The sequence below is a fragment of the Streptococcus sp. C300 genome (genome assembly GCF_000187645.1).
GTDB classification, from domain to species: Bacteria; Bacillota; Bacilli; order Lactobacillales; family Streptococcaceae; genus Streptococcus; species Streptococcus oralis_CQ.
The window spans coordinates 38512-46950 of the sequence record NZ_GL732466.1; the positions used below are offsets into that span (position 1 = coordinate 38512).

The 8439-nt window shown below is 35.4% G+C and carries 10 protein-coding genes and 1 pseudogene; 4 read left to right on the forward strand and 7 right to left on the reverse strand.

Annotated elements, in window-relative coordinates:
- Positions 1-147 (reverse strand): annotated as a pseudogene (locus tag HMPREF0849_RS00195) (aminoglycoside 6'-N-acetyltransferase); the annotation flags it as partial.
- A gap of 587 nt (positions 148-734) precedes the next feature.
- On the opposite strand from HMPREF0849_RS00195, the gene HMPREF0849_RS00205 reads away from it, so the two are divergent.
- Genes HMPREF0849_RS00205 through HMPREF0849_RS00220 form a run of 4 tightly spaced genes read left to right on the forward strand, consistent with a single transcriptional unit; the run spans position 735 to position 1979 of the window.
- Positions 735-980 (forward strand): hypothetical protein, encoded by a 246-nt coding sequence (locus HMPREF0849_RS00205; protein WP_001813542.1) that lies wholly within the window; start codon positions 735-737, stop codon positions 978-980.
- Complete coding sequence (locus HMPREF0849_RS00210; RefSeq protein WP_000806925.1) at positions 977-1312, forward strand: DinB/UmuC family translesion DNA polymerase; 336 nt, start codon at positions 977-979, stop codon at positions 1310-1312. Before HMPREF0849_RS00205 ends, HMPREF0849_RS00210 begins: the two co-directional genes overlap by 4 nt.
- Before the next feature lie 12 nt (positions 1313-1324).
- Positions 1325-1693 (forward strand): hypothetical protein, encoded by a 369-nt coding sequence (locus HMPREF0849_RS00215; protein ID WP_000567222.1) that lies wholly within the window; start codon positions 1325-1327, stop codon positions 1691-1693.
- A complete protein-coding gene (locus HMPREF0849_RS00220) occupies positions 1680-1979 on the forward strand; it encodes a DUF5960 family protein (RefSeq protein ID WP_001072467.1) in 300 nt (99 codons plus the stop codon). Before HMPREF0849_RS00215 ends, HMPREF0849_RS00220 begins: the two co-directional genes overlap by 14 nt.
- Before the next feature lie 117 nt (positions 1980-2096).
- On the opposite strand, the gene msr(D) is transcribed toward HMPREF0849_RS00220, so the two are convergent.
- From msr(D) to aac(6'), 6 genes are all read right to left on the reverse strand, one after another.
- Entirely contained in the window at positions 2097-3560 is a 1464-nt protein-coding gene (msr(D), locus tag HMPREF0849_RS00225) for an ABC-F type ribosomal protection protein Msr(D) (protein WP_000420313.1), read from the reverse strand.
- 119 nt (positions 3561-3679) lie between these two features.
- Positions 3680-4897: a macrolide efflux MFS transporter Mef(A) gene (gene mef(A), locus HMPREF0849_RS00230; RefSeq protein ID WP_000417519.1), complete on the reverse strand. Its 1218-nt coding sequence runs from the start codon at positions 4895-4897 to the stop codon at positions 3680-3682.
- A 385-nt stretch (positions 4898-5282) separates the two neighbouring features.
- The gene (locus HMPREF0849_RS00235) at positions 5283-5453 is read right to left on the reverse strand and encodes a hypothetical protein (RefSeq protein WP_000873143.1); all 171 of its coding nucleotides are present in this window, start codon (positions 5451-5453) and stop codon (positions 5283-5285) included.
- A 667-nt stretch (positions 5454-6120) separates the two neighbouring features.
- Complete coding sequence (locus HMPREF0849_RS00240) at positions 6121-6738, reverse strand: HEAT repeat domain-containing protein (RefSeq protein WP_000666156.1); 618 nt, start codon at positions 6736-6738, stop codon at positions 6121-6123.
- A gap of 127 nt (positions 6739-6865) precedes the next feature.
- A complete protein-coding gene (locus HMPREF0849_RS00245) occupies positions 6866-7747 on the reverse strand; it encodes an aminoglycoside phosphotransferase family protein (protein WP_000394420.1) in 882 nt (293 codons plus the stop codon).
- Between the two features lie 120 nt (positions 7748-7867).
- Entirely contained in the window at positions 7868-8296 is a 429-nt protein-coding gene (gene aac(6') / locus HMPREF0849_RS00250) for an aminoglycoside 6'-N-acetyltransferase (protein WP_000348726.1), read from the reverse strand.
- Between the last annotated feature and the right edge of the window lie 143 nt (positions 8297-8439).

Sequence of the window (8439 nt, forward strand, 5' to 3'; positions counted from 1 at the left end):
ATCACCTTCAACTTCAGTAAAGATTGCAGTATTTTTGCCATTCGTATATTTTTTTACTTCATCAAAAGCTTCTTTATCGGTCAATTGGGGCCATAATTGTTTTATTAGTTTAGCCGTTTTTATAGAATCTTTTGTTATTCCATCCATATTGATGTTCCTCCGCAAATTACAAGCAAATGTTTCGAATCACGCTGTTACTTTGTTACTCATTGATTGATACCAATACCATCCCCTTCTACTTTTCGACTATCTCAGATCGGACGAGCAGAGCTACACACTCAGCGGTTCGGACTTACTGTATCATTTCGTCGGTTTCCCTCCTCATTCTACGAGTCCTATCCCATGGGCGGAGCATCTACTTCTACTTCGCTGATGCCTCAGCTCGTACAAGAAGTGATACCGCCTCAACATGATGCGTTTGTGGAACTCAAAAGGTTCGGGGAACCTTTTGAGGATTAACTACGTTTCACTAACAAGCTTACACACTCGACGTGTGCTGAGAGCTTTCTTCTATACTAATAGACGAAAGGGTGTGAAAATGATTTTTAAATGATACTGTGGAACGGAACAGTAGCCCTAGTATTGACTACTGTCGTTTCTATTCATATTGGCTATTCTAGGACTGAGATGAAAAAATCTATAAATGCTCAGAATAAAATTGAACCCGCAAATCTCCCCAAAACAATGGTGAGTCATGTACTTGTATTATTCCGAAAAAATACACCTCTGGTGCAGTGAGACAAATTGGTGTATCTTATAGTGGCTTCGTAGATGAAAGCTATACTCTACTATCACTCTTTGATGATGTAGAACAAATTGAAAAAGATAATAGACTTCAGACAGCTATTGATGTTGTCAGAGAACAGTTTGGTTTTTTAGCCATACAAAAAGGAACCGTCCTAACTGAAGGTTCCAGAAATATTGAACGCAGTAAACTTATCGGTGGTCATTCCGCGGGTGGATTGGAGGGATTAAAATGAAACAAGAAAAAAATACAGTACAATTTTCAGAAATCCGTAGCAAAGGATGTAATGATATTGAAATGCTTGAAAGATTTTTACATGGAATCGTTGAAACAGCAACTTCAAAACTTCGTCATAGAAAACTCAAAACAACTGAAATATCGATACGACTAGTACATGCTAAATCTGAAAACCGATTACCATTGGAATTTACATTTAGCATTAAGCCAACAAGCTCATCTGTGATAATCTATACTGAGGTAATCAATCGCTTTAAAGAATGTTACACAGGTGGGGGAATTCAAGGTTTTACGATTCAATTTGATAAAAATACCCTTGCCTCTGCATAGAAAGGATTTGATATGATTGACCGTTCATATTTACCATTTCAATCAGCAAGAGAGTACCAGGATACAAAGATGCAAAAATGGATGGGCTTTTTCCTATCTGAACATGCATCAGCACTCTCTGATGATACAAACAAAGTAACGTACATGTCTGACTTATCACTAGAGAAGAAATTATTACTCCTCAGTCAAGTATACGCCGGGCAGCTACGCACACGCATTCAAGTGATTGAAAAAAACAAGCGTGTTTCCTACACTGGAACAATACCAAGTCTGACCAAAGATTTCATTTTGATAAAAACTACAACAGGTCACATCAATTTGAAATTAAAAGACATTATTAGTATTGAACTTGTCGAGGAGGTGCTCTATGAATCAGCTTGAGTTTCAGCGTAATCACCTACAAATGGACTATTATAGCGAGAGCTACCAAGATTTTGAACGTGACTTCTACCGCTACTCTAACATGAATATTCCATTGACCTTCCTAACTGATGATATCCTAAAAACAATGGCGACTTCACGTAAGAATTACTTTGTCCTCAATAAGGAAAAGTCCAGAGATAACCGCGATCACTTCTTCATATTTGAAGTAAGTACCGTAGATGAGAATCCGCTAATCTATCATTATACATATAAGAAAACTACAATATATTTAGCAGAAAAATAGGAGCAGTTCAATTGACTGTTCCTATTTTTAATATTCATAAAATCTAAAGTCTTTATACTCTTTAACAATGGAGTCGCCAACCAGAACAGACTATACTGACCAGCGACTACCTTAAATTTAATGTTTCAGATTTATTTTCTTATCTCTAATTTCATAAACTACATCTGCTACATTTTCGAGTAATCGTTTATCGTGGGTGATAAACACGATAGTTCCGGTGTACTCCTTCATTAGTATTTCCAAAGCCTCTAAACTTGGTATGTCAAGGAAGTTACTGGGTTCATCCATTATTAGGATGTTATATCTACCCATGAGCATTTTAGCAAGCAACAATTTTATAATTTCTCCACCGCTTAAAACAGATAAACTTTTTCCAATATCGTTCTGTTTGAACCCCATAGATGCTAGCACTGAACGAATTTCTGATATATTGTAGTCACAATCCTTCTGCATAAACTCCATAACATTCTGATTACTGTTGTACTTGTAACCATTCTGTGCAAAGTAACCTATTTTTGCCTTAGGCGAAATAGAAATTCCTTCTTCATGGTTTAAGATCATTTGGATTAAAGTTGTTTTTCCGATTCCATTACCACCAGTTAACGCCACTTTTGCTCCTAACGGAATTTGAAAAGATGCATTTTCAAACAGAGCCTTATCCCCAAATACTTTATTAATTTCTGCACCGACTATAGGGTATGGATTATGGAGCTCCAATGCTTTACTTTGCCTGAAACGAATTCTGCGAATGCCTTCCGGAGCTTCTACTTTTCCTAAGGCCGCAATCCTGTGCTCTAGGGTTTTAGCAGCATTATACATCTTTTTTTCCTTACTTCCTATTGATTTTTGATGAGCTAAACGCCCTCCGTCTTCAGTACTTTTTTTCTTTGAAGAACCTTTTGCCTTCTGTTCTATTTTACGAGCCTGTTTTCGCTTTTCCTCCGCAGCCCTTTCCAATCGGGCACGTTCCGCAATAAATTGTTCGTATTCTGCAGCTTGGCTCTTACGTTCTTCCTCTTTCTGACGAAGATAATCAGAATAGTTTCCCCAATACTCAGTGATTTTGCCATCTTTCAGTTCCCATATTTTATCTACTATTTCATCAAGAAAATAGCGGTCATGGCTAATAACTAACAGTGCACCTGTAAAATATTTTAGCTGTCCTATTAGAAAATCAATTCCTTCACGGTCTAAATGGCTCGTAGGTTCATCCGCTAAAATACCATGAACCTGTGCCGATAAGGCCTGTGCTATTTTAAGCCTTGTTTCTTCACCACCGCTCATAGTCTGTATATTTAATTGCTCAACACCTAGCTTGCCTACAAGTGCAAAATCTTTTTCCTCCTGCAGAGTTACTTCGTCCAACTGGGGAATATAGGCAAGTTCACCCAGACGATTCATTTTACATCCTGGGGGAGTTAATTCTCCTAAAAGTACCCTGAGTAAAGTGCTTTTTCCAGCACCATTTGCTCCTACTAAACCAATACGGTCATAATCATATACTTCTAATTCATTTATATCTAAAACATCGCGTCCTTTGAATTCCACACGAATGTCTTTTGCTTTTAATATTAATTCCATAACATTTCCTCCTGTCTATAATCGCATGCTTTCATTTGCTTGTATGCAGGGAAAACCCTGCGATTTTAGCAGGAAGAGTTACATGAAAATAAGATACATAAATATTCCTCCAATATTGTTTATTTTAAATCTAATTTTCTAACCTCAGTTATCATTTGGCAAACTATAGCAATGCCAATAATTAAAATACCTGATAGTAAAAACCAATGATTTACACCGATTTTATCAGCAAAGAATCCAGAAAGAATTAACCCAATTGGCATAGCAAGTGACATGATACTTCCGATCAAAGAAAATACACGTCCTAAATATTCAGGCTTAATTTTCTCCTGAAAAAGAGCTGTTTGCACACCGCTATAAAATGGCACCGAAAGCCCCATTATTGCACAGCAAACTACGAATATTACAAATCCATTTGGAGGAAGTATTCCCGAAACGGCTAAACTGGTCCCCATTATAAAAAATGAACTTGTTATTAGTAATACATGCTTTTCGAAGCCCCCTAATCTTCCTAATAATAAGCCTCCTGCTAGCATCCCAAATGCAAAGGAAATTTCCGTAATAGAAATATGCACAGGCGTTCCATTAAAGTGTTCCATGCTTATTAAAGGAAATAGTGCATTGATTGGCATATAAACAAAAGTATATAGTGTTCCTAAGAGTAATAAGGCAAACAATCCTTTGTTTTGTCTCAGAACCACAACTCCTTCTTTCATCTCCCTTATGAAATTTGGTTCTAAACTTTGCACTTGATTACCCAGCTTAGGTATACGTACAATTGCTACCGTAATAGATGCAATCACAGCACCCAATACGTCGATGGCAATAATAGCATTTAAATCCCAAACGGAGTATAAGAGTGCTGCAACTGCCGGACTAACAATATAGCTTATAGACTGCAAAGACTGACTATAGCCTGCGCATTTCGTTAGCTGTTCTTCTGGTACTAAAAGTGGTGTAACCGCATTGAGTGCTGGGGTATGAAAAGCTGTTCCAATGCTACGGATAAACAATACTATCATAATCATCCAGACAGGTAGCTCCATACAGAATGCAACAATAGCAAGCACTGCACCAGCTGCTGCGATAATTAAATCGGCACCAATCATTATCTTCTTCCTATCATGACGATCCACTAGCACACCAATGGCAGGTCCCAAAATCGCATAGGGTAAAAAACCTACTAATGAAGCCATAGACAAGACCATCGCAGATCCTGTTTTTTCTGTAAGGTAAAAAATAATCGCCATTTGCAGGATGGCACTAGTGATTAATGATACTGCTTGCCCTGCCCATATTGCATAAAATTTTCGTTTCCAATTGTTGTATTTTTCCATTTATATTATCTCCTGCATATTATTTTGCTTGAATTTCTATTTTGAATAGCATTCTAGGCAATAAAAAATGCAGGCCAAACCCCACAATGTGGCTTTTGGTCTGCATACATACAATTTGGAAACATTCATATTAAAGACATAGTTAAATAAAGGTATAGTTAAATAACCAATATCCTCACCGTAACTAATGAATGCTCAATATCGTATAAATAAGCACAACAAAAAAGCCTATCATCGGGTATAGATTCTGCTTTTTTTATTGCCAGCTTATCTTAAACGCATTGAGGCTGTCATAGTTTCGGTTCCTCCTACATCTTTGTTTATATCAATTTATAGTATAACACAACAAGATGATATGTTCAATATAAAAGTTATGGAATGAGACTCATACTTCCAATTCGATGCCAGATTTAAAGGATATGACGAAGTTTTCTTCATAGACTGTAACGCTCTGGATTATCTTCCTTAGTAGCAAGCGATTAGCTTTCACAAAATCTTCTGTTTGTAGTTTTAAAAATTCATCAGGATTTTCTAACTCAACCTCAAAATATTTCATTTTACATTCCCTCATTTCATTTATTGATAAATTGAGTTTGCAAAAAAGAGTGGACAATTTTTGTCTACTCTTAACCTTTAAAATAGTTTTTTTTAATCGATTTGAAGTTGCCTAAATTATTACTTATTCGGTAAAATGAAGTATTGCTTTCAACAGATTTCCTTCAACTACACTTCACTTGATTCAAACAAGGTGGGTACATTTCTATTCCCACAAACTCCTTGTCAATGGAAACAAACACGTACCCACAGGGTAAATGGAAATAGAAACTGATAATTTCTAGCTATCACTTCTACTCATTCCAAAAATTTTCTCACTCTGATACTTACCCACCATAAAGCAAAAAGCCTTGCAATCAAGGCTTTCATTATCCCTTTCGTTCAAAGGTTTCTAAGCTTTTACGAGCAGAGCGACACACTCAGCGGTTCGCTATCTCCGTTCTGTCTGCGTGCTAGCACTTGTCAATCACGGACAGCTATCGCATGGGCGGAAGTAAATGCTAATCTTCGTCGTTTTACTCCTTGACTAGCAAACTTACCGCCTCAACATGTCGTGATAGCAAACTTCTATATTATAGAACGAAAGGGATAAAGTTGTTGTTTAAAATTATACTATAGAATGAAAATATTTTATAGTTACCATTTTTTAACTTTATAGTTTAGAATTATCATTTAATAAATCTACTTGCTAGCTTGTAAACTTGTTGAATCTCTTTACTATTAATATCCCAACCATCAAGTTCTTCTTTAATTAACTCTGGAAATTTTTTGCTAATATCCCTCAAAGAATTGCCGACTGATTTTCTAACATATTCACTAGAATCTTCTTTTAATGTTGCGATTCGTTTAATAGCTTCATCTGGATTATCCTTGAAATATGGTCTACTCGTCCATATTCTCAAACCTTCTGTAACAGCTCTTCTAACATTTGGATTACTATTTTGTAACCATTCGTCAATAACTGGAAGAGATTTTTCATAACCTGTTTGCTTACAAAATTCATCAAATGCTTTTGCTAATACTTCTTGAACTCTCCAATTGTCATCCTTTGAAACTTTATCTCGCAGAAATGCTGAAATATCATCTTGTTCTGATAAGTATCCAAAAAGAAATACACTGTACATTCTAACTTGATATACATTGGATTTAAAGGCTAGAAATGCTAATTCTTTGATATACGCAATATCGTTTGATTGATAGTCAGAAAGAGCTCTCTTCTCTTCTTCTTTGAACCCATTTTCTATTAAAGAAAATTCTTTTTCCAAATTTAAAATATATTCTTTCATGTAACTTGACCCCGAAACAACATTCAAAGTTTCAAGATAATTCTCGATAGGTATTAATAAAGAATTGAATTCGTTATAATATGAGCAAATAATCTTGATATCTTTTCAAATTAATATTTAAACCCTTTTATTCTTCAGTCTTTTTATCAATCAAATACCAACTAGGAATGATTTGTTTCATATCATCATACCATTCCAAAATTTCCTTAGCTTGATTTTGCATTACTGATACTTCTTCTTCTCCATAAGGAATAGCCCATGGAAGAGCTCCAATTAAGTTACTTAGAATGTAAACAGCAAGAAGTTTCCAAAATAAATCTGGGACCTTATCATCAAAGTATCCATCTATCATACCAGATGCGAAAGCGGGAGATACTTGAGCTGACCACACAATACGATTGAACTCCTCCCAAGGATCTCCAACATCAAAACGATCAAAGTCAATCACATAAATCTCTCGATCTTCTCCAATCATGAAATTTCCAATATGATAATCACCATGTTGCAAAACTTGGGGTCTATTCTTTAGTAGTTCACGGTTTTCATTCAAAAAATCAATAAAGACATGACCGCTTTCATATTGGACAGGACATTCTTTGTATTTGGAGATTTTATCATCAATTTTTCGATTAAAAAAGATTTCCCAGTCTTCATAAACTTCTGTAGCAGGAATTGTATGAATTTTTCTAAGTAACCTTCCTGTTTCTATCCCGTAAGTGTATTGTTGGTTTTCTGAATAAGTTAAAATGGTATCCATTGCAACTTTTCCGTCTATCCACTCGTGTATAGAATGTACTTCGTCACCACAGAGTTCAAATTTAATCGGTTTACACATATGAACTCCAAGAGAAGCAACTTTCTCCATTATATCAAATTCAATTTTCTTAGAATCTAACTTCTCTTTATCAGAAATACGCAAGAAATATTTTTGCTGATTTTGATCTGTCACACAATATTTTTTATCATCTGACCAGCCTTTATTTATGGCTATCCTACTAATAAACTCCATCAATAACTCCTCGATTAACTTTACAACATTACTATATTCTTAACTAATGAAAAGTAATTCGTAGTCCGTCCATTTTTTCACACTTCCTAAAGATACATAAATTTTGACCACGTTCTGAAATTATAATATCTTCTTAAAATGAATAATTCTATTTACCTCTTGAAATCCAATATTGAGATGAAATCTTATAGAATCCGTATTCGTTAAAGTACAGTCACTTGCAAATTCCTTACACCCTTTATTTTTCGCCCATTCCTCACATTTTGTACAGAGATTTTTAGCAATATTCTTTAAACGATATTCCTCGTCGACAATAATCCCTTCTAAGAATCCAACAGGACTATATTTACAACCTTCAACATAATCAAATCTAAGTGAACATAGTGCTAGACCTACAATTGTATCACCTTCAACTTCAGTAAAGATTGCAGTATTTTTGCCATTCGTATATTTTTTTACTTCATCAAAAGCTTCTTTATCGGTCAATTGGGGCCATAATTGTTTTATTAGTTTAGCCGTTTTTATAGAATCTTTTGTTATTCCATCCATATTGATGTTCCTCCGCAAATTACAAGCAAATGTTTCGAATCACGCTGTTACTTTGTTACTCATTGATTGATACCAATACCATCCCCTTCTACTTTTCGACTATCTCAGATCGGACGAGCAGAGCTACACACTCAGCGGTTCGG

Excerpts from the sequence above, each read along its gene's own strand:
- HMPREF0849_RS00210 (WP_000806925.1), top strand. The coding sequence starts at position 977 with ATGAAACAAGAAAAAAATACAGTACAATTTTCAGAAATCCGTAGCAAA.
- HMPREF0849_RS00215 (WP_000567222.1), top strand. The coding sequence starts at position 1,325 with ATGATTGACCGTTCATATTTACCATTTCAATCAGCAAGAGAGTACCAG.
- HMPREF0849_RS00220 (WP_001072467.1), top strand. The coding sequence starts at position 1,680 with ATGAATCAGCTTGAGTTTCAGCGTAATCACCTACAAATGGACTATTAT.
- HMPREF0849_RS00235 (WP_000873143.1), bottom strand. The coding sequence starts at position 5,453 with ATGAAATATTTTGAGGTTGAGTTAGAAAATCCTGATGAATTTTTAAAA.
- HMPREF0849_RS00240 (WP_000666156.1), bottom strand. The coding sequence starts at position 6,738 with ATGAAAGAATATATTTTAAATTTGGAAAAAGAATTTTCTTTAATAGAA.
- HMPREF0849_RS00245 (WP_000394420.1), bottom strand. The coding sequence starts at position 7,747 with ATGGAGTTTATTAGTAGGATAGCCATAAATAAAGGCTGGTCAGATGAT.